This is a genomic window from Uruburuella suis (assembly GCF_004341385.1).
In the GTDB taxonomy this organism is placed as follows: Bacteria; Pseudomonadota; Gammaproteobacteria; order Burkholderiales; family Neisseriaceae; genus Neisseria; species Neisseria suis.
In genome coordinates, this window is sequence record NZ_SLXE01000011.1 from 41,625 (window position 1) to 66,365 (window position 24,741).

Genomic DNA, 24,741 nt, shown 5'->3' on the forward strand with positions numbered 1-24,741 from the left:
TAAGCTTAATACAAACAGGCCGTCTGAAAGCCACATCAACAACGGTTGAAAAAATCAGCCAGCCAAGCGGCAAATTGCGCTGCATGGGTGAGAAAAGGCGCGTGGGCAGCTTTCTCGATAATGTGCAGCTCGCTGTGCGGCAAATGGCGGTGCAGATATTCGCCCATGCGCGGCGGCGTGATGCTGTCTTTGCCGCCGAATATCAGCAGCGCCGGTGCGGCGATTTGGGGCAGAAAAGCGCGCGCATCGGCAGCGGCCACGGCATCGAGCGCGGCTTGCAGCGCGGCGGGTGCGCCGTGCTTCACAATATCGGGCAATATTTTTTCCAGAATCGGTTGTTGGTCTTTGGCGTATAAAAATTGCAACTGTAGAAACTGTTTCATATATTTGTGGTAATCTTGGCCGAACAAGGCCACCATTTTTGCCAGCGCCGGGTTGCTCAGCCCTTCGGGATAATCGGGCGCGGCCTGAAAACGGGCAAAGCTGGCGGTGAGGCAGAGCGCGCGCACTTTTTTGGGGTGGCGTGCGGCCAGATAAAGCGCCACTTGGCCGCCGAGCGACCAGCCTAAAATGCAGGCCGGCTCATCGATTTGCGCCGCCAGCGTATCGGCGGCGGCCGCCACGTCGAATGTGCCGCCAAAAGGTGCTGCGCCGTGGCCGGGCAAATCGGGCGTGTGTATGCGCCAATCGGCGGGCAGGCGCGGAACCAGGTCGTCGAAAATATGGTGGTTGGCGGCCCAGCCGTGAATCAGATAAACATTTTTGGCAGGATTTTGCATGGGAATGCTTTCTTGGTGGCGGCAAAGCGCCAGCTCAAAACGGTGTGTATTATGCCACGATTCGGCCGCCGGCTGCGGGCTGTGCGCCGCTTGCGCCGCCGATTTGCAAAGCGTGCGCACCGATGCGGCGCATATGTGCCCGCAATGCGCCGGCATAAGCACCCTCGGCGCGGTGTGCGGGCGCTGCCAGCAAAAGCCGCCGCCGTTTGAGCGGCTGTGGGCTTCCGTGTATTATGAACCGCCGGCCAGCAGCATGCTGCATGCCTTCAAGCATTTAGCCGATTTGAGCATGCGCGAGCCGCTGGTGGAAATCATGCGTGCCCACCCGCCGCCGTGGCTGGCCGATGCCGAAATCGGCGCGGCGTTGGCCATGCCCTTGAGCAAAGCGCGGCGGCTCTACCGCGGCTTCAATCAGGCCGATGAGCTTGCAGCGCGGCTGGCGCAGCATTACGGCTGGCCGCTGTTGCCGCGTGATACCGTGTTCAGACGGCATCACGCACCGCAAAGCACGCTCAAAAGCGATGAGCGCCAACGCAATGTGCGCCATGCGTTTGCCGTGCAAAGCGGCTTGGTTAAGAACTGTAACCTGTTGTTAATCGACGATGTTGTGACCACAGGCGCAACATTAAATGAATTGGCCCGCGTGCTAAAAAGGGCGGGGGCTGGGCGCATTTTTTGCTGGACGCTCGCCCGCGCGCAAATGAAAATTTTTTGACGCACCTGCCTGCTTCGGGCATAGTGCCCTAGATTAAGTGACTGATTTATATGTTTACTGTTGTTTTGTACCAGCCCGAAATTCCTCCGAACACGGGCAATATCATCCGCCTCTGCGCCAACACCGGCGCCGATTTGCATTTGGTCAAGCCGCTGGGTTTTCCGCTCGATTCGAGCAAAATGAAGCGCGCCGGCCTTGATTATCACGAATTTGCGGCGGTGCAGGTGCATGAAAATTTCAGCGATTGCCTGGCTGCTTTGGCCGGCCGGCGCATTTTTGCGCTCACCACCAAAGGCAGCGCGCGCCCCGACAAGGCGGCGTTTGTGCCGGGCGATGTGTTTTTATTCGGCCCCGAAACCCGAGGTCTGCCGGCTGAGATTCTCGATGGTTTGCCATCGGCGCAAAAGCTGCGCCTGCCGATGCAGCCGGGCAGCAGAAGCATGAATCTTTCCAACACTGTGGCCGTGATGCTTTTCGAAGCCTGGCGGCAGCAGGATTTTTCAGGCGGCATATAAAGCCGCTTGTAATTTAATATGAATTTCGTCTTGAATACATGAAAAATCAAGGCGCTGCGTGTTTGACTCAAGAATTGGAACCTGTTTTGACTAAAGCCAAAAATATTTTTTTCGTCGGCGCATTTACCGCCATCGCCATCGGCAGCGCGCTTATCAGCCCCGCTGCCGCTGAATCTGCCCCCTCAGCCCGGCCTGCCGTGCGCACCGTGAGCAGCAATGCACTGCCCGATGCGGTGGTGAAAGCCGAAAAGCTGCACCGTTCGGCCAATATGAGCTATCAGGTGGCGGGCAAGCGCTATTATCCGATGAGAAAAGTGGCTGAGTTCTCCCAAACAGGCAAGGCTTCATGGTATGGCAACAAATTCCACGGCCGCAAAACCTCCAGCGGCGAGCGCTACGACATGAATATGATGACCGCCGCCCACAAAACCCTGCCCATTCCCAGCTATGCCAAAGTAACCAACCTGGCCAACGGCAAAAGCGTGGTGGTGCGCATCAACGACCGCGGCCCCTTCCACAGCAGCCGCGTGATGGATTTATCCAAAGCCGCAGCGGGCAAGCTGGGCTTTATCAATCAGGGCACCGCCAATGTGCGCGTTGAGCAAGTATTGCCGGGCAGCGGTGAAACCCTCGCCGCCAATGCAGGCAGTGGCCGCAATATTTATGTGAACCTGAAAAGCTTCGGCAGCGAAGCCGAAGCCAAAAGCTATCTGAGCCAAACCAGCCGCCACCTGAACAGCGCCCAGAGCGCGCAAAAAGTGGTGATGGTGAAGCAAAACAACCAATATGTGGTGCGCATGGGGCCATTTGCCCAGCAAGACCATGCCGACAGCGCCAAGCGCCAGGTGCAAACCGCCATTTAAGCGCCGCCGCTTCTTTTCAGACGGCCTGTGTGATGCAGGCCGTCTGAAATTTTTTGCATGCGCCTATGCTATACTTTCGGCTTGAAAACACACAAAGCAGGCGTGAAAAATGATCGGCAGATTAAATGGCAAACTGGTGGAAAAGCAGCCGCCGCAAATCGTGATTGATGTGGGCGGCGTGGGCTACGAAGTGGATGTGTCGATGCAGACTTTCTACACCCTGCCGCCTTTGGGCGAGCCTGTGCAGCTTTTCACCCAATTGGTGGTGCGCGAAGATGCGCATTTATTGTTCGGCTTCGGCTCGGCGCAAGAGCGCGCCACGTTTCGCCAGCTGGTGAAAGTGAGCGGCATCGGTGCCAAAACGGCGCTGGGCATTTTGAGCGCCATGAGCGCCGGCGAGCTGGCACAGGCGGTGGCGCAAGAAGATGTGGGCCGCCTCTCTTCTGCGCCTGGCATCGGCAAGAAAACCGCCGAGCGCATGGTGCTGGAATTGCGCGGCAAGCTCACCCCCGCTGCAGATGGCGGCCTGCTGGTGCCTGCGCCGGCGGCCGATGAAACCGACGATATCGTCAGCACGCTTTTGGCCTTGGGCTACAACGAGCGCGAAGCCAGAGCGGCGGTGAAAAATCTGCCTGTGGGCACCGAAGTGGGCGAGGGCGTGCGGTTGGCGTTGAAAAATCTGCTGAAATAAAGCCGTATCTGCGCTGCAAACGATGGCCGATAAATTTCATCATTGCTCTGAAGCTGCCATTGAACCCAACCCGCGCTTGGCGGCCTTCATCCCCGTATCCAATGCGTAGATCGGATTCTCGAATCCGACATTTAGTTGAGAGAGAGGGGATTTGGTTACAGGCCGTCTGATACCAATCCAAAAAATAACCTCACTTCGTTGTCTCGCCTTGCCATACTATCTCTATAGTCGCAGGCTTCCGCCTTGTTGGCTTACTTTTTTGAATGGGTATGAAAAGTTGTTTAGGTTCAAACATTTTTTCTTGTTTGAATAGAAAACAATCACTGTTTAAAGTCGTCTGAAGCAAGCCGATAGGTTTGCCGGGCAGCCCCCAAAATTAATTTGTTTGGTTATATATTACCGCCTGTATTATGTTTTCAGACGGCCTGATGATAAATGAAGGCCGTCTGAACGCATACGCACCAACCGACCATAAAAACAATCTTTGAAGCACCGGCTGCTTCACAAACGAAAGCTTTATCAATATGTTCAGCAAGATTTTCAACTGGTTTGAAACCCGCATCGATCCTTATCCCGACGACGTGCCGCAAACGCCCGAAGGCAAAAATGTGGTGTCGTTTATCTGGTCCAACCTCAACGGCCTGCACGGCTGGCTTTTGGGCTTGACGATTTTATCGGCCGGCTTGGGCATTTTATCGGCGGTGCTGTTTCAATATATGGGGCAGCTTGTGGATTGGCTGGGCAAATACACGCCCGCCCAATTGTGGGCGGAAAAAGGCGGCATGCTCACGCTGATGGCGGTGGTGATGCTGCTGAGCATTGTGTGGGCGTTTGTGGCTTCCAACGTGCGCCTGCAAACCCTGCAAGGCGTGTTTCCCATGCGGCTGCGCTGGAATTTCCACCGCTTGATGCTCGGCCAGAGCCTGGGCTTTTATCAAGACGAATTTGCCGGGCGCGTGTCGGCCAAAGTGATGCAAACCGCGCTGGCCGTGCGCGACACGGTGATGACGTGCACCGATATGCTGGTGTATGTGGCGGTGTATTTGATCACTTCGGGCGTGATTCTGGTGGCGCTCGACGGCTGGCTGCTGCTGCCGTTTGTGCTGTGGTTGGTGTTGTTTGTGGGCATGATGCGCGCGATGATTCCGCGCTTGGCCAAAACCGCGCAGCGCCAAGCCGATGCCCGCAGCCTGATGACCGGCCGCATCACCGATGCTTATTCCAACATCACCACCGTGAAGCTTTTTTCCCACGGCTCGCGCGAAGCCGCTTATGCCAAAGCCTCGATGCGCGAATTTATGCAAACCGTGCATGCGCAGATGCGCCTGGCCACGGGGCTCGATTCGGCCAGCTATGTGCTCAACGTGTCGCTCACCGTGGGCACCGCCGCGCTGGGCTTGTGGCTGTGGAGCCAAGGCCAGGTGGGCGTGGGCGCAGTGGCCACCGCCACCGCCATGGCTTTGCGGCTCAACAGCATGTCGCAATGGATTATGTGGGAATCGGCGCGCCTGTTTGAAAACATCGGCACCGTGCAAGACGGCATGAACACGCTCTCCAAGCCGCACACCATTGTGGATTTGCCCGATGCCCGCCCGCTGGTGGTGCGCCACGGCGAAATCCATTTTGATCACGTCGATTTCTCTTACGAAGCGGGCAAGCCCCTGCTCAACGGCTTCAACCTCACCATCCGCCCCGGCGAAAAAGTGGGCTTGATCGGCCGCTCGGGCGCGGGCAAATCCACCATTGTGAACCTGCTGCTGCGCTTTTATGAAACCAACAGCGGCAGCATCAGCATTGACGGCCAAAATATCCGCAACGTTACCCAAGAGAGCCTGCGCAAGCAAATCGGCTTGGTCACGCAAGACACTTCGCTGCTGCACCGCTCCGTGCGCGACAATATTCTCTATGGCCGCCCTGATGCCGGCGATGAAGATATGTATCGCGCCGCCGAGCAGGCCGAAGCGGCTGAGTTTATTCCCAATCTTTCCGATGCCAAAGGCCGGCGCGGCTACGATGCGCACGTGGGCGAGCGCGGTGTGAAGCTTTCCGGCGGCCAGCGCCAGCGCATCGCCATTGCCCGCGTGATGCTGAAAGACGCGCCGATTCTGCTGCTTGATGAAGCCACCAGCGCGCTCGATTCCGAAGTGGAAGCCGCTATTCAGGAAAGCCTTGATGCGCTGATGGAAAACAAAACCGTGATCGCCATCGCCCACCGCCTCTCCACCATCGCCGCTATGGACAGGCTGATTGTGCTCGACAAAGGGCGCATTGTGGAGCAGGGCAGCCACGAAGAGCTGCTGGCCAAACACGGCCTTTACGCCAAATTGTGGGCGCACCAAAGCGGCGGCTTCTTAAACAGCCATTCCGAATAAAGCGCTTTATGCAGGCAAACCACGCAGGCCGTCTGAATATTAAGTTTTCAGACGGCCTGTGTTGTGCGGTGCAAGGCATGAGGGCGGTTATGCCGCCTTCCACATCAGAAAGGCTTGTTGCAAAAAGCTCTGGCCGTCTGATACCAATAAAAATAAATAAGCTATAACCGTCCCATGCCTAAACTGGCCCCAAAAAACCACCCACTCACCGAGCATGATTTTATCAAACTCGCCAAAACCGAACCCCACCCCCGGGCTCGGACACGCTTGTTTATACTGCACCAACTGCAACAAGGCCAAGCACCCGAAGAAATCGCCCCACAGTTCGGATTGAATCCCCTTACCATGCACATATTGCGGCGCAAATATTGGGAATTCGGCATTGAACAGGCCATTTACGACAAACAGCGCCCAGGCCGCAGCAGCAAACTAAAGCCGGAAGACCATCAAGCCTTCAAACAACGTATCATCGAAGCGCAAGAAAAGCGCGAAGGCGGCAGGCTCACGGCCGAAGACATCCATACCATCGCCGCTCAAGAATTGAATGCCCACTACAAACACAGCAGCAGCCTGTATCCTTTATTGCACCGTATCGGCATGAGCTGGATAACCGCCCGCAGCCGCCATCCACAGGCAGACCCGGAAGCGCAAGACGCTTTTAAAAAAACTTTGTTGACGAAGTAAAAGCCGTATTGCCCGAACACATCAAGCCCGAACAAGTCGACATTTGGTTTCAAGACGAAAGCCGCATCGGACAACAAGACAGTCTCACCCGCGTATGGCACGAAAAGGGAAAAAGGCCTCGCCTTATTCGCCAATCATGATGCCAAAGTGTGGTGTGGCGGATTGTGGCGGGAAAGAAAATTCTGCCGCTGGCGGCGCATGAGGAAGCGATTGGCTGCGGTGAGCTGTTTTGCTTCGAGCAGCGCAGCAGCTGGCAGATTGTGCAGCAGGCTGGGCGCGGGCAGATTTATGCGGCCGAATTGCTGTTGCTGGATCAGGCGGATATCGATGCGTGCATGTTATTTAGGCCGTCTGAAACAAAAAAACACGCTACGAAGGCAAGCGCAGCCGTTTGTGTTTCACCGGCAGCCATCGCAGGAGGGCGGGAAATCTGGCAGCGGTTGGCATCTGCCGATGAACTTATGCATGCCGATATTCAGGCGCTGCTGGCTTGGCAGCCAAACTCCGATAGGCGATATTACCGCTGCTTGCGGCTATCAATCCGGCGGCCATTTTGCAGCGGCATTCAAGCAGCAGTTCGGTTTTTTGCCTTCTGATGTGCGCATGTGACCCAATCGGGCTAAAGGCCGTCTGAAACTATTTTATACTGCTTTATACTGCGGCCATTAATGAATAGCGGTGGAGAAACCGATGAGCCAAACAAACACGCCCAGCCAGCACTGGCAGGCGCAAACTTATGCCGACAATGCCCGTTTTGTTGCCGATTATGGCGTATCGCTGCTCGATTGGCTGCAAGCTGACAAAGGAGAGCGAATATTGGATTTGGGCTGTGGCGACGGCGTGCTCACGCAAAAAATCGCCGCCTCCGGCGCCCAAGTGCTCGGCTTGGACGGCAGCGCCGATTTGGTGGCTGCGGCGCAGCGTTTGGGCATCCATGCCGTGCAGGGCGATGGGCAGCAACTGGCGTTTGAGCATGAATTTGATGCCGTGTTTTCCAATGCCGCGCTGCATTGGATGACCGATGCACAAGCGGTGGTGCAAGGGGTGGCTAAAGCGTTGAAGCCGGGCGGGCGCTTTGTGGCGGAAATGGGCGGCAGCGGCAATATTGCCGCGATTCAGACGGCCTTGCAGCAAGCATTGAGCGCTCACGGTTTGCAGGCGCAGCCATGCTGGTATTTTCCCGATGCCGACACTTATGCAGCCTTGTTGATGGAAAACGGGTTTGCCGTACAGAAAATCATGCTGTTTGCCCGGCCCACACCTCTGCCCTGCGGTGTGGCGGGCTGGTTGGCCACTTTTGCCGAGCCGATGCTGCCGGCCGGATTGACGCCGGCTTTGCAGACGCAAGTGTTGAATGAAGCCGCTATTGCAGCCGAACAATATCTGCCGCGTGATGAGCAGGGTGCGGTGTCGGCCGATTATGTACGCCTGCGTTTTGCTGCTGTGAAAGCAACGCTCGGCGCGATGTAAGCAGCTTTTACCGATAAACTTTGCGGCGTTTTCTACTTTTGTGATGAATTAATTCGATGGTTGTCATAGAAAGGCCGTCTGAAACAAAATGTTTCAGACGGCCTCATCTTTATATTTCCCCGTTTGCCCCTATAATCAACCGCATCATTCTTTTCAGACGGCCTGCCGCACCAAAGGCCGTCTGAAACACACCCACAAGGAAACTTTATGAGCAATGTATTGTTGAATCTGGCCGATGAGCCGCGTTACGATGAAATCACCACCGCCGACATCAAGCCCGCCATGCAGGCGGCGATTGCCGAGGCGCGCGATGCGATTGCCGGGGTGAAGGCGCAGGCCGACATCACTTGGGGCAACACGGTGGAGCAGCTCACCGACATCACCGAGCGCGTGGGGCGCATTTGGGGCGTGGTGGCGCATTTGAATTCGGTGGCCGACACGCCGCCCTTGCGCGCGGTGTATAACGAATTGATGCCCGAGGTCACGGTGTTTTTCACCGAAATCGGCCAAGATATGGCGCTTTACGAGCGCTTTAAGGCGATTAAAAACAGCGCAGCGTTCGATAAGCTCGATGCGGCGCAACAAACCAAGCTGCAACACGATTTGCGCGATTTTGTGTTGAGCGGTGCGGAATTGCCACCCGAAGCGCAGGCCGAATTTGCGGCGCTGCAAACCGAGGGCGCGCAATTGGCGGCGCAGTTTTCACAAAATGTGCTCGATGCCACCGATGCGTTTGCGCTTTATTTTGATGATGCGGACGAATTGGCCGGCCTTACCGAAGAAGCCTTAGCGATGTTTGCCGCTGCCGCCGCGGCCGAGGGCAAAAGCGGCTATAAAATCGGCCTGCAAATGCCGCACTATATCGCCGTGATGCAATATGCCGATAAGCGCGAATTGCGCGAAAAGCTTTATCACGCTTATGTGACCCGCGCCAGTGAATTGAGCGATGAGGGCAAATTCGACAACACCGCCAACATCAACCGCCGCCTGGAAGTGGCTTTGCGCGAGGCGCAATTGCTGGGCTACCGCAATTTTGCCGAATTGTCGCTGGCCACCAAAATGGCCGATTCGCCCGAGCAAGTGCTGGCTTTTCTGCACGATTTGGCCCGCCGCGCCAAGCCTTTTGCCGAAAAAGATTTGGCTGAATTGCAGGCTTTTGCCCGCGACTCTTTGGGCTTGGCTGATTTGCAGGCTTGGGATGTGGCCTATGCCGGCGAAAAGCTGCGTCAGGCCAAATATGCCTTCAGCGAAACCGAAGTGAAAAAATATTTTCCGGTGAATAAAGTGCTCGGCGGCCTGTTTGCGCAGATTCATCGCCTTTATGGTGTGAACCTGATGGAAAAACGCGTGCCGGTGTGGCACCCTGATGTGCGCTATTTCGAGCTGGAAAAAGGCGGCAGCATCATCGGCGGCGTGTATTTGGATCTCTATGCGCGCGAGGGCAAGCGCGGCGGCGCCTGGATGAACGATTACCGCGGCCGCCGCCGCTTTACCGAGGGTGATAAAATCGGCCAAATGCAAACGCCGGTGGCTTATTTGGTGTGCAATTTCACCCCGCCCGTGGGCGGCAAAGAAGCGCGCCTTTCCCACGATGAAATCATCACCCTCTTTCACGAAACCGGCCACGGCCTGCACCATTTGCTCACGCAGGTGGACGAATTGGGCGTGAGCGGCATCAACGGCGTGGAATGGGATGCGGTGGAATTGCCCAGCCAGTTTATGGAAAACTTTGTGTGGGAATACGATGTGTTGGCCGAAATGTCGGCACACGAAGAAAACGGCGCCCCGCTGCCGCGCGCATTGTTCGACAAAATGGTGGCGGCGAAAAATTTCCAGCGCGGCATGTTTATGGTGCGGCAAATGGAATTTGCGCTTTTCGATATGCAGATCTACAGCCAGAGCGAAGAAGGCCGTCTGAATGAATGGCCGCAAGTGCTCGAAGCCGTGCGCCGCGAAGTGTCGGTGGTGCAGCCGCCGGCGTATAACCGCTTTGCGCTGAGCTTCGGCCATATCTTTGCCGGTGGCTATTCGGCGGGCTATTACAGCTATTCATGGGCAGAAGTGCTCAGCGCCGATGCTTATGCCGCTTTTGAAGAAAGCGATGATGTGAAAGCCACCGGCAAACGCTTCTGGCAAGAGGTGTTGGCCGTGGGCGGCTCGCGCAGCGCGATGGAATCGTTTAAGGCTTTCAGAGGCCGCGAGCCGAAAATCGATGCCTTGCTGCGCCACAGCGGCTTTGATGCGGATGCGGCTTGATGATTCTTGTGTTTAACCTTTAAAGCGAGAGGCCGTCTGAAACCTTTCAGACGGCCTCTCGCTTTATTTTTATCAAATCATCAAAAAAAGGTTGACAGTAAAAAAGCAGTTCTATATTATGCACGTCTTCGGGTCGTTAGCTCAGCTGGTAGAGCAGCGGACTTTTAATCCGTTGGTCGAAGGTTCGAATCCTTCACGACCCACCAAACCTACCGAGCGGCCAATCTTTTTGAGATTGGCCACTCGGTTTTTATCGGCTGCAAACCGCCGGATTTTTTGAAAAGAATTATCTGCTGAAGCCGCACAAACAAAAGGCCGTCTGAAAGAAATCTTTCAGACGGCCTTTTGTTATTTCAAACCGCTTACAAGCTGCCGTTGCTGCGTTGGCGGCCGATATCCGCTGCGGCGGTGAAGAGCACATCGGTTGAGGAATTGAGCGCAGTTTCGCAAGAATCTTGCACCACGCCGATGATAAAGCCCACGGCCACCACCTGCATGGCCACATCGTTGGAAATGCCGAACAGGCTGCACGCCAAGGGAATCAGCAGCAGCGAGCCGCCGGCCACGCCGGATGCGCCGCAGGCGCTGACGGTGGCCACGAGGCTGAGCAAAATGGCGGTCCAGAAATCCACCGTGATGCCCTCGGTGTGGGCGGCTGCCAGCGCCAGCACGGTGATGGTGATGGCTGCGCCGGCCATATTGATGGTGGCGCCCAGCGGAATTGAGATGGAATAAGTGTCTTCATGCAGGTTGAGCTTTTTGGCCAGCGCCATATTCACCGGAATATTGGCGGCGGAGCTGCGGGTGAAAAAGGCGGTGACGCCGCTTTCACGCAGGCAGGTAAACACCAGCGGATAAGGATTGCTGCGGATTTTCCACCACACGATGATGGGGTTGACCACCAGCGCGATAAACAACATGCAGCCCACCAGTACGGTAATCAGCTTGGCATAGCTCACCAGCGCGCCGAAGCCGGTTTCGGCAATGGTGGAAGCCACTAGGCCGAAAATGCCCAAAGGTGCAAAGCGGATTACCCATTTCACCACGGTCGACACGGCATCGGCCATATCGGCAATCAGGGTGCGGGTGCCTTCCGAGGCATGGCGCAAAGCCGCGCCCAGCACCAGCGCCCAAGCCAGAATGCCGATGTAGTTGGCATTGGCAATGGCGTTTACCGGGTTGGCCACCAGATTCATCAGCAGCGTTTTCAACACTTCCACAATGCCCGAGGGCGGGGTAACGTCGATGCCACCGGTGGGCACGAGAATAATGTTGGTGGGAAACATAAAGCTGGCAATCACGGCCGAGAGCGCGGCCAGAAAAGTGCCGATGATATAAAGCACGATAATCGGCTTCACATAAGCTTCGTTGCCTTTTTGATGCTGCGCAATCGCACTCATCACCAGCACAAACACCAACACCGGCGCCACGGCTTTAAGCGCACCCACAAACAGGTTGCCCAAGAGCCCCACGGCCATACCCGCTTGCGGCGAGAGCCACGCCAGCGCGATGCCGAGCACCAAGCCGATGACGATTTGTTTGACCAGGCTCACACGGTTCATCATATGGAGAATCGGATTTCCGCTTGCCATGATGATTCCTTTAAATAATGTTAAGAAAGGCTAATATTCTAAAATAAAATACCTGCTTTGGGGTGTTGTTTTTGAAAATAGAACAAACAGCCATAAAAATAAATATTATTAAACGAATATGTTATTATTTGGCATGTTTTTTGGAATAAACAGCAACTTTTATTTTTTCGTGCACCGGCGCAGGTTTTGAATGTCTTATGCAGTGGCCGGATATTTTGTTGAAAAAATTGGCCGCCGCGCCCGCAGCAGCTTCACCTAGCCGCCAATTTGCGCTGATGCGTTCAGACGGCCTGAGGGCTTCTGCAACGCGCTGAAAATGATGTTAGAATCGCCGTTTATGCCTGTTGCCGAGCCGACGCCGTATTGCCTTTTTTTATTCATATGAACAAACACACCGCCACCCTGATGATGACCACGCTGGCGCTTGCCTGTGCACAAGCGTTTGCCGATGAGCCTGCCTTCGAGCAGCCGAAGGCGGCCGATTATGTGCCCTCGGGCAGCCGTGCTGCCGCTGAAGATAAGGCCGCGCAAACGCAGGAAGAAGGCGGCAACCTGCCGCTGAAATATCCGGTGGAAATCCGTACCGACAACAGCGAAGTCAAGGCCATGCTGCAAGAATACCTGCCGCTGATCACCCAGCAGCAGCAAGAAGTGCTTGATCGCGAGCAGGTGGGTTTTTTGGCCGAAGATGCGCCTGATAACGTGCAAACTATGTTGCGCACCAAAGGCTATTTCAATGGCCGCGTTACCGTGTCGCCCGCGGGTGAAGGCTATGTGGTGGCGGTGGCGCCCGGCCCGCAAACCAAAATTGAAAATGTGGGCGTGGCGATTTTGGGCGATATTCTGCAAGACGAAGATTTGTCGGCCTATTATAAAAATGCTTTGAATAATTGGTCTTTGCCTGTGGGCGATGCGTTTAACCAAAGCGATTGGAGCAGCAGCAAAACCGCCGTGCTCTCGGCAGTTACCCGCAAAAAATACCCGCTCGCCACGCTTTCCCACAGCCAGGCCACCATCAATCCGACGCAAAACACGGCCGACTTGAGCGTGACGGTGGAAAGCCGCCAGCCGGTGTATTTCGGCGATATCGACATCAGCGGCACACAGCGTTATCCGGTGAGTGTGGCGCGCGGGCTGGCGCGATTTTCTCCCGGTTCTCCTTATGATTTGGATAAGCTGCTCGATTACCAGCAGGCGCTGGAGCAGGACGGCCATTATTCCGGTGCATCGGTGCAGGCCGATTTTGAAAATATGCAGGGTGACCGTGTGCCGGTAAAAGTGGCGGTGTCGGAAATGAAACGGCAAAAGCTGGAAGTGGGCTTGCGCTATGATTCGGAATACGGCCCGGGTGGGCGCGTGGGCTATGATTATTATAATCTCTTCAACCGCGGCTACATCGGCTCGGTGGTGGTGGATGGTGATAAATATGAAACCACGGTGGCCGCCGGTATCAGCCAGCCGCGCGACAATCACGGCCATTATTGGACCTCCAATGTGTCCTACACCCGCTCCACCACCCAAAATCTGGAAAAAAATGCCTTGAGCAGCGGTGTGTGGCATGTGCGCGACCGGGACGGCATCGAATCGCGCCTCGGCCTCGAATACATCACCGAAAGCCGCCGCGTGCCCGACACCGATTATGATCTCGGCCGCAGCCACGCCACCATGCTCACCGCTTCGTGGAAGCGCCAAAATATCGAAACGCTGCTGCGCCCCGAAAACGGCTATTATCTCGACGGCAAAATCGGCAGCACCTTGGGCACTTTGCTTTCATCCACCCAAGTGGCGCGGGCAACCGGCCGCGCCGGCTATTATTTCACCCCGGAAAACAAAAAAATCGGCACCTTTATCGTGCGCGGCCAATTGGGCTATGTGTATGCCAAAGAAGATAAAGATGTGCCCTCTACCCTGCAATTTCGCACCGGCGGCGCCACATCGGTGCGCGGCTACGAGCTCGACAGTATCGGCCTTGAGGGGCCCAATAATTCGGTGCTGCCCGAGCGTGCGTTGGCCGTGGCCAGCTTGGAATACCAATATCCGGTTACCAAAAGCTTCTCTGCCGCCGTGTTCCACGATATGGGCGATGCGGCCGACAATTTCAAAGAAATGACGCTCAAACACGGCACCGGCGTGGGCGTGCGCTGGTTCAGCCCGGTGGCGCCTTTCTCGTTTGACGTGGCTTACGGCCATCAAGATAAAAAACTGCGCTGGCACATCAGCCTGGGAACCCGATTTTAATGATGCAAACAACCGATATTGCCCCGATGCCGTCTGAAAACGCTGTAGAGCATGCCGGCAAGCCGCCTGAAAAAAAGCCCGCCAAACGCCGCTGGCTCAAAGGCATCGTATGGGCGCTGGTGCTGGCAGTGCTGCTGCTGTGCGGTTTCGTGGCTTGGCTCGCATCCACCGAATCGGGCTTGCGCTTCGGCCTCTATCGCCTGCCCGCTTGGTTTGGCGTAAACATCACCTCGAAAACGCTGCAAGGCACCTTACTCAAAGGCTTTCACGGCGATGAATGGCGCATCGAAACCGAAGGTGCCGATGTGGACATCAGCAGCTTTGTGCTGCGCTGGCAACCGCAAGAATTGTGGCAGAAAAAGCTGCATATCCAGCGCATTGCCGCCGGCGACGTCCACATCACCAGCAAGCCCGTGCCGCCGCAAGAGCCCACGCCTTCAAGCGGGCTGCCCAAGAGCGTGAGCCTGCCTTTGGCTGTGGCTGTCGACAGCGTGGAGGTGGGGCGCATCACCAGCGGCAAAGAGCAAACCCTGCTGCTGCGCCGCATTCAGCTGGCTTATCAATATAACCATCAACAGCACTTATTGAATGTGCAAGACCTGCAAACGCCTTGGAGCGTGTCGGCCGGCCGCATCACGCTCGGCCTGCAAACGCCGTTTGCGCTCAACGGTGCTTTCGACAGCACCGGTGTGCTCGACGACATCAGCGTGGAAAACCATGTGCGTTTGAGCGGCAGCTTGCAAGATGTGGGCGCGCGCACCCATCTTTCCGGCAAAGGCATCAGCCTCAATGCAGAAACCATGCTGCACCCGTTTGCTGAAAAACTGAATGAAAAAATCGACCATATCCAAATCAAGGGCGACGGCATCAACCCGCAAGCCTTTATCGCCGGCCTGCCCGAAGCCAAGCTGGATTTTGACGCCACCGTGGTGCCGGCATTCGCAGAAGGCTTGGCGCTGGAAGGCTCGATCGATTTGCTCAACAGCGCCGCGGCGCCCGCCGATGCAGGCGGCATGCCGGTGCGCACCTTGCTGGGCGAATTCACGGTAAACGACGATGGCTTGATAACCATTTCAGACCTCACCGCGCAATTGCTGAAAAAAGGGCAGCTCAAGCTCTCCGGCAGCATCAACACCGATAAGCAGGCGCTCGATTTGGCGCTGCTGCTGCAAGATATTGTGGCCGCCGATGCGCTCAAACAAAACCTCAGCGGCAGCCTCAACGGCGAAATCACCGTGAAAGGCGGCTTTGATGCCCCCGAAACCGCGTGGCAATTCGACACCGGCACAGCGAAAAGCAGCGGCCTGGTGCAGCTGCAAAACGACACCGCGCTCGGCCAGCAAACCGTGTTGCTGAAAAAAGCGCAAATTCTGCCCAACGGCGGCGGCGAAATGAATGCCGAAGGCCGCTTGGAGTTGTTTAAAAACCAGGCGCTGCAGCTGGCCATCAACAGTAAAGATTTCAACCCGGGCAAGCTTAATCCCGCCTTTCCCGACGGCCGTGTCAACGGCGACATCAATGTGGCGGGCGAGCTGGCCAACAATATTTTCAGCGGCAAAATGCAGTTCGGCCCCAGCGTGCTCTCAGGCGTGCCGCTGCGCGGCAGCGCCGATGTAGTGTATGAGCAGGCACATCTTTCCCGAGCCGTGGCCGATATCTTGCTCGGCCGCAACAGCATCAAAACCAACGGCAGCTTCGGCAAGGCGGGCGACCGCCTCAATCTCGACATCAACGCACCCGACCTCGAGCGCTTCGGCTTCGGCTTGAGCGGCCTGATTGTGGCCAAAGGCTATGTGGCCGGCGAGCCGAGCAAAATCGAAGCCAATTTGAGCGGGCAGGCGCGCAATGTGCGCATACAAAAAGCCGTGGCCATCAACCAGCTCGATTTCAAGCTGCAAGGCTCGCCCGATTACAGCCGGCCGCTCGATATCGAGCTGAAGGGCAACCGCATCGTAATACCCGGCAGCAGCGAGCCGACGGTGGTGGATGCGGTGAATCTGTTTGCCAAAGGCACCGGGCGCAGCCATCGGATTAACGGCGGCGGCAGCATGGCGCTGGGCGGCAAGCCTTACAAGCTGGAAATCGATGCCAACGGCGGCCTCAACGAGCAAAACCAATGGAAGGGTGTGCTCAGCGTGCTCGACATCAGCGGCGCATTCAACCTCAAGCTGCAAAACCGCATGAATCTCGAAGCCGGTGCCGAGCGCGTGGTGATGAGTGCTGCGCGCTGGTCGGCCATGGGCGGCAGCCTGAATTTGGAGCAATTTATTTGGGATGCGAAAAACGGCATCACCACCAAAGGCTCGGCGCAAAATCTGGCGGTGTCGGAGCTGCACAATTTCTACACGCTGCCGGTGCAGCATAATTTGGTGCTCAGCGGCGATTGGGATTTATCCTACAGCCAAAACGCACGCGGCTATTTCAATATCCGCCGCCAAAGCGGTGACATTGAGCTGCCCTACCGCAAGCAGATGCTGGGCTTGGGCGCGCTCTCGCTCAACACCCGCTTTCAAAACGGCCGCATCGATAGCACGCTCGAGGGCGTGACCGGTTATGGCACGGTGGGCGGCAACCTCGTGATCAGCCAGCAATTCGGCAACGACATTATGCTCGCGCCCATCAGCGGCCGATTGCGCATCAGCGCGCCCAATCTGGATGCTTTTCGCAATTTCCTGCCCATCGGACAAAGCCTGCGCGGCAGCCTGCTGGGCGAAGCGGCGATTGGCGGGCGCGTGGGCGAACCTTCGTTTGACGGCACGCTCAACGGCGACAATCTGTTTTACCGCAACCGCGAAATCGGCCTTGTGCTCGACAACGGCAGCTTGCGCTCGCGCCTGCAAGGGCAGCGTTGGCTGATCGAGAGCCTGCGCTTCCAACGCGGCGGCACGGTGCAGCTCAGCGGCGCGGTGGGCTTGCGCAACATCGAGCCCGATGTGAATGTGCGCATGGTGCTCGATAAATATCAGGCGCTCGACCAGCCCAACCGCCGCTTGGTGCTCAGCGGCGAAGCGCAGCTGCTCTACACCGAAGCCAACGGTGTGACATTGGGCGGCACCATCAAAGCCGATTCCGGCCATTTCGGCTTTCAAAAAGGCGGCATGCCCACGCTGGGCGATGATGTGGTGGTATTGGGCGAAGCGCCCAAAGCGCCGGTGGCCACCACGCCTGTGAATATGAATTTAATGCTGGATCTCAACAATAATGTGCGCTTCAGCGGCTCGGGGCTGGATGTGACGTTGGGCGGCCGGCTCAATTTGGTGGCCAAGCCCGGCCAGGAAGTGCAAGGCGTGGGTACGGTTACGGTGGTGAAAGGCCAATACAAGGCCTACGGCCAAAATCTGGAAATCAGCAAAGGCAATATTTCGTTTGTGGGGCCGCTCTCCGATCCCAATCTGAATATCCGCGCCGAGCGGCGGCTCTCGCCGGTGGGGGCGGGTGTGGAAGTGCTCGGCAGCCTCAATAATCCGCGCGTGACTTTGGTGGCCAACGAGCCGATGAGCGAGAAAGACAAGCTTTCGTGGCTGATTCTCAACCGCGCCAGCAGCGGCAGCGACAGCGATGAAGCCGCGCTGGGTGCGGCAGCAGGGGCGTGGCTGGCCGGCAACATCAACGATAAAATCGGCCTGGTGGATGATTTCGGCTTCACCAGCCAGCGCACGCGCAATGCCCAAACGGGCGAGCTTAATCCGGCCGAGCAGGTGCTCACCGTGGGCAAACAGCTCACCAATGAATTGTATTTGGGCTATGAATACGGCATCGAGAGCGCCAGCCAGTCGGTGAAATTGATGTATCAGCTCACCCGCGCCGTGCAGGCCATTGCCCGCGTCGGCTCCGAATCGTGGGGCGGCGAGGTGAAATATTCCATTCGTTTTGATTAATAATCAAAAAGGCCGTCTGAAACCTTTCAGACGGCCTGTGCAGTTATTTTGTTTGATTGGCAGATTATATTGATGAACATACGCTGGCTTTACACTCAATTATGGCATGTTGCGCCGCCGCTGATCCGCCGCTATTTGCGCCGCAGAGGGCAAAAATCAAGCGCTTATCTTGAGCATTGGGGCGAGCGTTTCGGCGCGCCGATGGCAGAGCCTGTGCAGCAGCCTGTTTGGATACATGCCGTGTCGGTGGGGGAAACCCGCGCCGCCGTGCCGCTGGCGGCCGCGTTGAAACAATATTTTTCCGATGCGCCGCTGCTGCTCACCCAAATGACCCCCACCGGCCGCGCCGCGGCCGAGCAGCTTTTTCCCGATGCGCAATGCCGCTATCTGCCTTACGACAAGCCCGCCTATATCCGCCAGTTTCTCGATGAACACCGCCCGCGCCTGGGCATTTTGATGGAAACCGAAATCTGGCCCAATTTGATGCACGGCTGCCGCGAGGCCGGCGTGCCGCTTTTTTTGGCCAACGCGCGGCTGTCGGAAAAATCGCAGCAAGGCTATCTGAAAATCCGCCCGCTGGTGGCACCGGCGCTGGCCGGCCTGCGCGGCTGCTATGCCCAAACCGCCGCCGATGCCGAGCGGCTGCACTTTATCGGTGCTTCCAACGTGCATGTGTGCGGCAACAGCAAATACGACATCACGCCGTCTGAAACCATGCACGCGTGTGCGGCGGCCTTCAAGCAGCGCATCGGCAACAGGGCGGTGGTGGTGTGCGCCAGCACCCGCGAACACAAAGGCGTGGATGAAGCCGCGCTGTTGCTGGAAGCCTGGCAGGCCTATCGCGGCGATGCTTTGCTGGTGATTGTGCCGCGCCACCCCGAGCGCTTTCAGACGGCCTTCTCTTTGGCGCAACAACACGGCTTCAAAGTGCAAAAACGCAGCGACAACCAGCCCGTGGCCGCCGACACGCAAGTGTGGATAGGCGACAGCATGGGCGAATTGTTCGGCTATTATCTGGCCGCCGATATTGCCTTTGTCGGCGGCAGCTTGGTGGACACCGGCTGCCAAAACATCATCGAGCCGATTGCCTGCGGTGTGCCCACGCTGTTTGGCCCTTCTATCTATAATTTCGCCGCCGCCTGCCGCGGCGCGCTTGAAGCCGGTGCGGCGCGGCAGGTGTTCAGCGCCGAAGAGTGGCAGCATGCAGCCGCAGAATGGCTCGCCCATCCGGCCGATTGCGCGCAATATGCGCAAAAAGCACAGGCATTTATCAGCCAACATCAAGGCGCCAGCGCGCGCATGGCGGATAAAATCGTTGAAGCGGTGGCAGCGGATAGGCGCTGATGCGCACAACATGCTGCTTGATTTGAAATGCGATAGTGAAATGCATAAAAAAGGGCTACGGCGTTGCTGCGGTGTATTGTCTGCGCCTTGCTGCCTTGTATCACTTTCATTCTGCAATCAACCGTAAAAAGGCCGTCTGAAACGTTTCAGACGGCCTTTTTACGGTTGATTGTCAACAATATGTTAATAATAAATTGATTTTGTTATTGATAATGCAGCGTTTTATTTTTGTAAATAAATTACAATCTTTGTGTTGAATCTATTAAAATGCAGGCATCCGGTTGGCCCGCAGCATGGCATGCGGCCGCCGCAATTTGGAGACACACGATGATCGAACAATTTCACCAATGGATTAACGACCTCAACGGCCCCTTGTGGAACGGCTTGGTTTATCTGCTTTTGGGCACCGGCCTTTTCTTCACTCTTGCCACCGGCGCGGTGCAGGTGCGCCTGTTTGGACGCAGCATCAAAGAAATGCTCGGCGGCCGCAAAGCCGGTGACGACCCGCACGGCATCACGCCGTTTCAGGCGTTTGCCACGGGGCTGGCCAGCCGCGTGGGCGTGGGCAATATCGCCGGCGTGGCGATTGCCGTGTCGCTCGGCGGCCCGGGCGCGGTGTTTTGGATGTGGGTAACGGCGCTGATCGGCATGAGCTCGGCTTTTGCCGAATCATCGCTGGCGCAGCTTTTCAAAGTGCGCGACCACAAAAACGGCCATTTCCGCGGCGGCCCCGCCTATTACATCACCCAAGGCCTCAAGCAGCATTGGCTGGGCGTGGTGTTTGCAATCAGCCTGATTCTGACTTTCGGCTTTGTGTTTAACGCGGTGCAGGCCAATTCGATTGTGGCGGCCACCGAGTCGGCATGGGGCTGGAACAAACACCTGGTCGGCGTGGCCTTGGTGATTTTAACTGCGCCGATTATTTTCGGCGGCATCCGCCGGGTGTCGAAAGTGGCTGAAGCGATTGTGCCGCTGATGGCGCTGCTCTATCTTTTGATGGCGCTTTATGTGATTGCCACCAATTTATCGGCGGTGCCCTCGGTGATTGCGCTGATTTTTGATAAAGCATTTGATTTCCAAGCGGCGGCCGGCGGCTTTATCGGCGCGGCGATGGCGCAGGCGATGATGCTGGGCATCAAGCGCGGCCTGTTTTCGAATGAAGCCGGTATGGGCTCGGCGCCGAATGCGGCGGCCGCGGCTGATGTGAAGCATCCGGTGAGCCAAGGCATGATTCAGATGCTGGGCGTGTTTGTCGACACCATCATTGTGTGTTCGTGCACGGCCTTTATCCTGCTGCTCTCCGATGTGCACACCACCACCGAGCTCACCGGCGTGCAGCTCACCCAAGCGGCGATTGTGAGCCACGTGGGCGCATGGGGCGCAGATTTTTTGGCGGTATTGTTGTTTTTGTTTGCTTTCTCATCAGTGATTGGCAACTATGCTTATGCCGAATCGAATGTGCAGTTTATCAAAAGCCATTGGACGATTCTGGCGGTGTTCCGCATGTGCGTGCTGGGCATGGTGTATTTCGGCGCGGTAAACAGCGTGCCGCTGGTGTGGGATATGGCCGATTTGTCGATGGGCATGATGGCTTTGATTAATCTGGTGGCCATCTTGGCTTTATCGCCCTTGGTGTTTATGCTGCTCAAAGATTATCAGGCCAAGCTGAAGCTGGGCAAAGAGCCGCAGTTCAAGCTCTCTGAGCACCCGGGCTTGAAGCGGCGCATCAAGTCGGATATTTGGTAATTTGCTGCGATGATTGAAAAAGGCCGTCTGAAAAGATTTTCAGACGGCCTTTTGCTTTACCAGCCCACTTGAATCGAGCGCGCGCCCAAAAGGGCTTCGAGGCGGTGAAACAAATCGGCGCTGGGGCTGATGCTCCAGCGGGCGCCGGGGCGCAAATCGCCGCCGGCCGCTGCGTTGCGATAGCTCAATTGCAGCGGGATGCGGCTGCCTTCTTGGCGGCTGCTTTCAATCAGCTCGGCCAATGCGCGGATGTCGTGATGCGGTGCCAAGCTGAGGCGCACGCTGCGGGCGAAGCGTTCGCGCGCGGTGGAGAGATCGAGCACGCTGTTGGCCATGATGCGCAGCGCATCGCCGCCGCTGTAATCGTCGCGGCTGATTTTGCATTCCATAATCAGCACGCGGTCGGCTTTCAGACGGCCTGCCGCTTCTTCGAGCACTTGCCCGCTCACCATCACTTCGGCTTGGCCGTTTTGGTCTTCCACGGTGGCAAAGGCGATTTTGCCGCGCCGTCCCATCATGGTGCGCACGGCGGTAACGAAGCCGGCCACGCGCACATGCTCCTGCGGCTTGAGCTTGTTGAGGCGCAGCGGGGCAAATTGGCGCACTTCGGCGGCAAACGGGCCAAAAGGGTGGCCGGAAAAGTAAAAGCCGAGCACTTGTTTTTCTTCGGCGAGCTTTTCCGATTCGCTCCATTCGGGCGCATCGGCAAGCTGCACCGGCTCGATGGCGTCTTCCATCATGTCAAACAAGCCGCCTTGGTTGGCATTGGCCGCTTTTTGTTCGGCGTTGCTCATGGCCAAATCGATGTTGGCCAGAAGCATGGCGCGATTGGGGTGGATGCTGTCAAACGCGCCGCCGCGTATCAGCGATTCCACGGTGCGTTTGTTGATGTGCGCTTTGCCTACGCGTTCGCAAAAGTCGAGCAAATCTTGAAACGGCCCGCTTTGCCGTGCGGCCACAATCGCTTCCACCGCCGCTTCGCCCGTGCCTTTCACCGCGCCGAGGGCATAGCGGATTTGGCGTTGGTTGTTGGGGGTGAAGCGGTAATCGGATTGGTTGATGTCGGGCGGCAGAAATTCGAGGCCGTTGGCGCGCGCGTCGTCGTAAAAAAGCTTGAGTTGGTCGGTGTTGTCCAATTCGCTCGACATGGTGGCGGCCATAAATTCGGCCGGATAATGCGCTTTGAGCCAGGCGGTTTGGTAGGCCACCAGCGAATAGGCGGCGGCGTGTGATTTGTTGAAGCCGTAGCCGGCGAATTTTTCCATATAGTCGAAAATTTCGTCGGCTTTTTGCTGGGCAATGCCTTTTTCAGCCGCACCGGCCACAAAAGTGGCGCGCTGCTTCACCATTTCTTCCACTTTTTTCTTGCCCATGGCGCGGCGCAGCAAATCCGCGCCGCCCAATGTGTAGCCGCCGATCACCTGCGCCGCCTGCATCACCTGCTCCTGATACACCATAATGCCGTAAGTGGGCGCGAGCACATCGCTCAAAAGCGGGTGCAGGTATTCAAAGCGCGCGCCGTGCATGCGGTCGATAAAATCGGGTATCAAATCCATCGGCCCCGGGCGGTAGAGCGACACAAAGGCAATAATCTCTTCAAACTGCGTGGGCTTGGCCTTTTGCAGCATTTTTTTCATGCCGGTGGATTCAAACTGAAACACCGCAGTGGTGTTGGCGGTGGAAAAAATTTTGTAGGCGGCCGCATCATCAAGCGGAATCTGGCTCACGTCCACTTTTTCGCCGGTGGTTTGGGCGATAAAGTTTTGCGCCATTTCGATAATGGTGAGGTTGCGCAAGCCCAAAAAGTCGAATTTCACCAAGCCCACGTCTTCCACATCGCCTTTGTCATACATCGACACCGGCGAGGCCGATTCATCGGCCTGATACACGGGGCTGAAATCGGAAATCTTGCCCGGCGCAATCAGCACGCCGCCCGCGTGCATGCCCAAGCCGCGGGTGAGGTCTTCGAGCTTTTTGGCCAAATCGATTAATTGGCCGGCATCTTCGTTGTTAATCAGCGTTTGGATTTCGGGCTCCATTTCCATTGCTTTTTCAAGGCTCACCGGGCGGTTGGCCTCGAGCGGAATCAGCTTGGATAATTTGTCGCACAAACCAAACGGCAGCTCGAGCACGCGCCCCACATCGCGAATCACGGCTTTGGACGACAAGGTGCCGAAAGTCACAATCTGGCTCACCGCATCGGCGCCGTATTTCTCGCGCACATATTCAATTACGCGGCCGCGGTTGCTCTGGCAGAAATCGATATCGAAGTCGGGCATGGACACGCGCTCGGGATTCAAAAAGCGTTCAAACAGCAGCGCATATTCGAGCGGGTCGAGATCGGTAATGTTGAGCGCATAAGCCACAAGCGAGCCTGCGCCCGAGCCGCGCCCCGGCCCCACCGGGCAGCCGTTGTTTTTCGCCCAGTTGATGAAATCTTGCACGATGAGGAAATAGCCCGGAAAGCCCATTTGAATGATGATTTTCAGCTCGAAATCCAGCCGCGCCTGATATTCGGGCATCTGCGCCGCGCGCTCGGCTTCATCGGGGTAAAGTTGCACCATGCGCTCTTGCAGGCCTTGATTGGAAAGCAGGCTCAGATAATCATCGAGCGACATGCCGTCGGGCGTGGGAAATTGCGGCAGAAAGTTTTTGCCCAGCGTGATGTGGATATTGCAGCGCTTGGCGATTTCCACCGAATTTTGCAGCGCTTCGGGCAAATCGGCAAAGCGCTCGGCCATCACCTCGGGCGACACGAAAAACTGGCTCGGCGCAAATTCGTGCGGGCGCTTTTTATCCGCCAACACCCAGCCGCCGGCAATGCACACCCGCGCCTCATGCGCTTCGAAATCATCGGGGTTGGAAAACTGCGTCGGATGCGTGGCCACCACCGGCAAATCGAGCGCGGCGGCAATTTGCAGGCTGCCGGCCACCGAAGTTTCCCATTGCGGCCGCTCGGGCAGCCGCTGCAATTCCAAGTAAAACGCATCGGGAAACCAAGCCGCGTATTTTTGCGCGGCGGCTTGGGCGGCTTCTTCGTGGCCGTTGAGCAGATTGGCGCCCACTTCGCCATAATGCGCGCCCGAGAGGCAAATCAGGCCGCTGTTGTCGCCCTCGGCCAGCCAGCTTTGGCGCAGCTCGGCATGGTCGATATTGCGGTCTTTGCCCACATAAGCGGCGGTGAGCAATTCGCTTAAGCGCAGATAGCCCGCATCGTTTCTCACCATCAGCATCGCGCGAAAAGGCTTTTCGGGCGCTTCGGGGTTTTCAATCCACACATCGGCCGAGGCAATCGGCTTGATGCCGGCGCTGCGGCAGGCTTTGTAGAATTTCACCAAGCCGAAAGTGTTCATCAAATCGCTCACGCCCAGCGCCGGCAGGCCGTAAGCGGCAGCCTGCTTCACCGCTTGCTTGATGCGCACGGTGCCGTCGGTGATGGAAAATTCGGTGTGCAGGCGCAGGGGAATGTAAACAGGATCGGTCATGGCGGGGCTGTGTGAAAAAGCAAAACGCTATTGTAACAGGTTTCGTTTGCAGGGCAGGCCGTCTGAAGTTTTTTCAGACGGCCTTTAAGCAACAGACAAACCGCAACCGCACA

General features: G+C 56.9%; 16 protein-coding genes and 1 tRNA gene. 14 read left to right on the forward strand and 3 right to left on the reverse strand.

The features are described 5' to 3' along the window. Positions 1-35: 35 nt before the first annotated feature. On the reverse strand, positions 36-779 hold the full coding sequence (bioH, locus tag EV680_RS05470) for a pimeloyl-ACP methyl ester esterase BioH (protein ID WP_132953736.1): 744 nt from the start codon (positions 777-779) through the stop codon (positions 36-38). On the opposite strand from bioH, the gene EV680_RS05475 reads away from it, so the two are divergent. The 10 genes from EV680_RS05475 to EV680_RS05520 all read left to right on the forward strand — a co-directional run bounded on the left by EV680_RS05475 (position 778) and on the right by EV680_RS05520 (position 10,551). Further along, positions 778-1,494 (forward strand): ComF family protein, encoded by a 717-nt coding sequence (locus EV680_RS05475; RefSeq protein WP_132953737.1) that lies wholly within the window; start codon positions 778-780, stop codon positions 1,492-1,494. The genes bioH and EV680_RS05475 overlap by 2 nt on opposite strands. A 50-nt stretch (positions 1,495-1,544) precedes the next feature. After that, positions 1,545-2,009 (forward strand): tRNA (cytidine(34)-2'-O)-methyltransferase, encoded by a 465-nt coding sequence (locus EV680_RS05480; protein ID WP_132953738.1) that lies wholly within the window; start codon positions 1,545-1,547, stop codon positions 2,007-2,009. An 86-nt stretch (positions 2,010-2,095) separates the two neighbouring features. After that, on the forward strand, positions 2,096-2,872 hold the full coding sequence (locus EV680_RS05485) for a septal ring lytic transglycosylase RlpA family protein (protein ID WP_243650340.1): 777 nt from the start codon (positions 2,096-2,098) through the stop codon (positions 2,870-2,872). Between the two features lie 109 nt (positions 2,873-2,981). Then, positions 2,982-3,563, forward strand: coding sequence for a Holliday junction branch migration protein RuvA (gene ruvA, locus EV680_RS05490; protein ID WP_132953740.1), 582 nt, complete (start codon positions 2,982-2,984; stop codon positions 3,561-3,563). Between the two features lie 524 nt (positions 3,564-4,087). Further along, positions 4,088-5,935: an ABC transporter ATP-binding protein gene (locus EV680_RS05495; protein ID WP_132953741.1), complete on the forward strand. Its 1,848-nt coding sequence runs from the start codon at positions 4,088-4,090 to the stop codon at positions 5,933-5,935. Between the two features lie 267 nt (positions 5,936-6,202). Continuing rightward, a complete protein-coding gene (locus tag EV680_RS05500) occupies positions 6,203-6,619 on the forward strand; it encodes a winged helix-turn-helix domain-containing protein (RefSeq protein WP_207894294.1) in 417 nt (138 codons plus the stop codon). Positions 6,620-6,771: 152 nt separating this feature from the next. Further along, entirely contained in the window at positions 6,772-7,215 is a 444-nt protein-coding gene (locus EV680_RS05505; protein WP_132953743.1) for a hypothetical protein, read from the forward strand. A 94-nt stretch (positions 7,216-7,309) separates the two neighbouring features. Next, positions 7,310-8,089, forward strand: a complete 780-nt coding sequence (locus EV680_RS05510; RefSeq protein WP_132953744.1) for a class I SAM-dependent methyltransferase — start codon at positions 7,310-7,312, stop codon at positions 8,087-8,089. A 207-nt stretch (positions 8,090-8,296) separates the two neighbouring features. Further along, positions 8,297-10,345: a M3 family metallopeptidase gene (locus EV680_RS05515; RefSeq protein ID WP_132953745.1), complete on the forward strand. Its 2,049-nt coding sequence runs from the start codon at positions 8,297-8,299 to the stop codon at positions 10,343-10,345. Between the two features lie 130 nt (positions 10,346-10,475). After that, positions 10,476-10,551, forward strand: a tRNA-Lys gene (locus tag EV680_RS05520). Between the two features lie 156 nt (positions 10,552-10,707). Here EV680_RS05520 and sstT read toward each other — a convergent pair. Next, positions 10,708-11,937: a serine/threonine transporter SstT gene (gene sstT / locus EV680_RS05525; RefSeq protein WP_132953746.1), complete on the reverse strand. Its 1,230-nt coding sequence runs from the start codon at positions 11,935-11,937 to the stop codon at positions 10,708-10,710. Positions 11,938-12,318: 381 nt separating this feature from the next. Between sstT and EV680_RS05530 the strand changes: the two genes are divergently transcribed. The 4 genes from EV680_RS05530 (at position 12,319) to EV680_RS05545 (ending at position 21,143) form a co-directional block, all read left to right on the forward strand. Continuing rightward, positions 12,319-14,175, forward strand: coding sequence for an autotransporter assembly complex protein TamA (locus EV680_RS05530; protein WP_132953747.1), 1,857 nt, complete (start codon positions 12,319-12,321; stop codon positions 14,173-14,175). Between the two features lie 2 nt (positions 14,176-14,177). Further along, entirely contained in the window at positions 14,178-18,053 is a 3,876-nt protein-coding gene (locus tag EV680_RS05535) for a translocation/assembly module TamB domain-containing protein (RefSeq protein ID WP_424580113.1), read from the forward strand. Positions 18,054-18,125: 72 nt separating this feature from the next. Next, positions 18,126-19,397 carry a lipid IV(A) 3-deoxy-D-manno-octulosonic acid transferase gene (waaA, locus tag EV680_RS05540; RefSeq protein ID WP_132953749.1) on the forward strand — a complete coding sequence of 424 codons (1,272 nt, stop codon included), beginning with the start codon at positions 18,126-18,128 and terminating at the stop codon, positions 19,395-19,397. A 327-nt stretch (positions 19,398-19,724) separates the two neighbouring features. Next, positions 19,725-21,143: an alanine/glycine:cation symporter family protein gene (locus EV680_RS05545; protein WP_132953750.1), complete on the forward strand. Its 1,419-nt coding sequence runs from the start codon at positions 19,725-19,727 to the stop codon at positions 21,141-21,143. A 56-nt stretch (positions 21,144-21,199) separates the two neighbouring features. Here the strand turns inward: EV680_RS05545 and dnaE are convergent, their stop codons facing one another. Then, on the reverse strand, positions 21,200-24,628 hold the full coding sequence (gene dnaE, locus EV680_RS05550; RefSeq protein WP_132953751.1) for a DNA polymerase III subunit alpha: 3,429 nt from the start codon (positions 24,626-24,628) through the stop codon (positions 21,200-21,202). Positions 24,629-24,741 lie beyond the last annotated feature (113 nt).

Coding starts and splice junctions, on each gene's coding strand:
- bioH (WP_132953736.1), bottom strand. CDS start 779: ATGCAAAATCCTGCCAAAAATGTTTATCTGATTCACGGCTGGGCCGCC.
- EV680_RS05530 (WP_132953747.1), top strand. CDS start 12,319: ATGAACAAACACACCGCCACCCTGATGATGACCACGCTGGCGCTTGCC.
- sstT (WP_132953746.1), bottom strand. CDS start 11,937: ATGGCAAGCGGAAATCCGATTCTCCATATGATGAACCGTGTGAGCCTG.
- EV680_RS05510 (WP_132953744.1), top strand. CDS start 7,310: ATGAGCCAAACAAACACGCCCAGCCAGCACTGGCAGGCGCAAACTTAT.
- EV680_RS05495 (WP_132953741.1), top strand. CDS start 4,088: ATGTTCAGCAAGATTTTCAACTGGTTTGAAACCCGCATCGATCCTTAT.
- waaA (WP_132953749.1), top strand. CDS start 18,126: ATGAACATACGCTGGCTTTACACTCAATTATGGCATGTTGCGCCGCCG.
- EV680_RS05480 (WP_132953738.1), top strand. CDS start 1,545: ATGTTTACTGTTGTTTTGTACCAGCCCGAAATTCCTCCGAACACGGGC.
- ruvA (WP_132953740.1), top strand. CDS start 2,982: ATGATCGGCAGATTAAATGGCAAACTGGTGGAAAAGCAGCCGCCGCAA.
- EV680_RS05515 (WP_132953745.1), top strand. CDS start 8,297: ATGAGCAATGTATTGTTGAATCTGGCCGATGAGCCGCGTTACGATGAA.
- EV680_RS05535 (WP_424580113.1), top strand. CDS start 14,178: ATGCAAACAACCGATATTGCCCCGATGCCGTCTGAAAACGCTGTAGAG.
- EV680_RS05545 (WP_132953750.1), top strand. CDS start 19,725: ATGATCGAACAATTTCACCAATGGATTAACGACCTCAACGGCCCCTTG.
- dnaE (WP_132953751.1), bottom strand. CDS start 24,628: ATGACCGATCCTGTTTACATTCCCCTGCGCCTGCACACCGAATTTTCC.
- EV680_RS05475 (WP_132953737.1), top strand. CDS start 778: ATGGGAATGCTTTCTTGGTGGCGGCAAAGCGCCAGCTCAAAACGGTGT.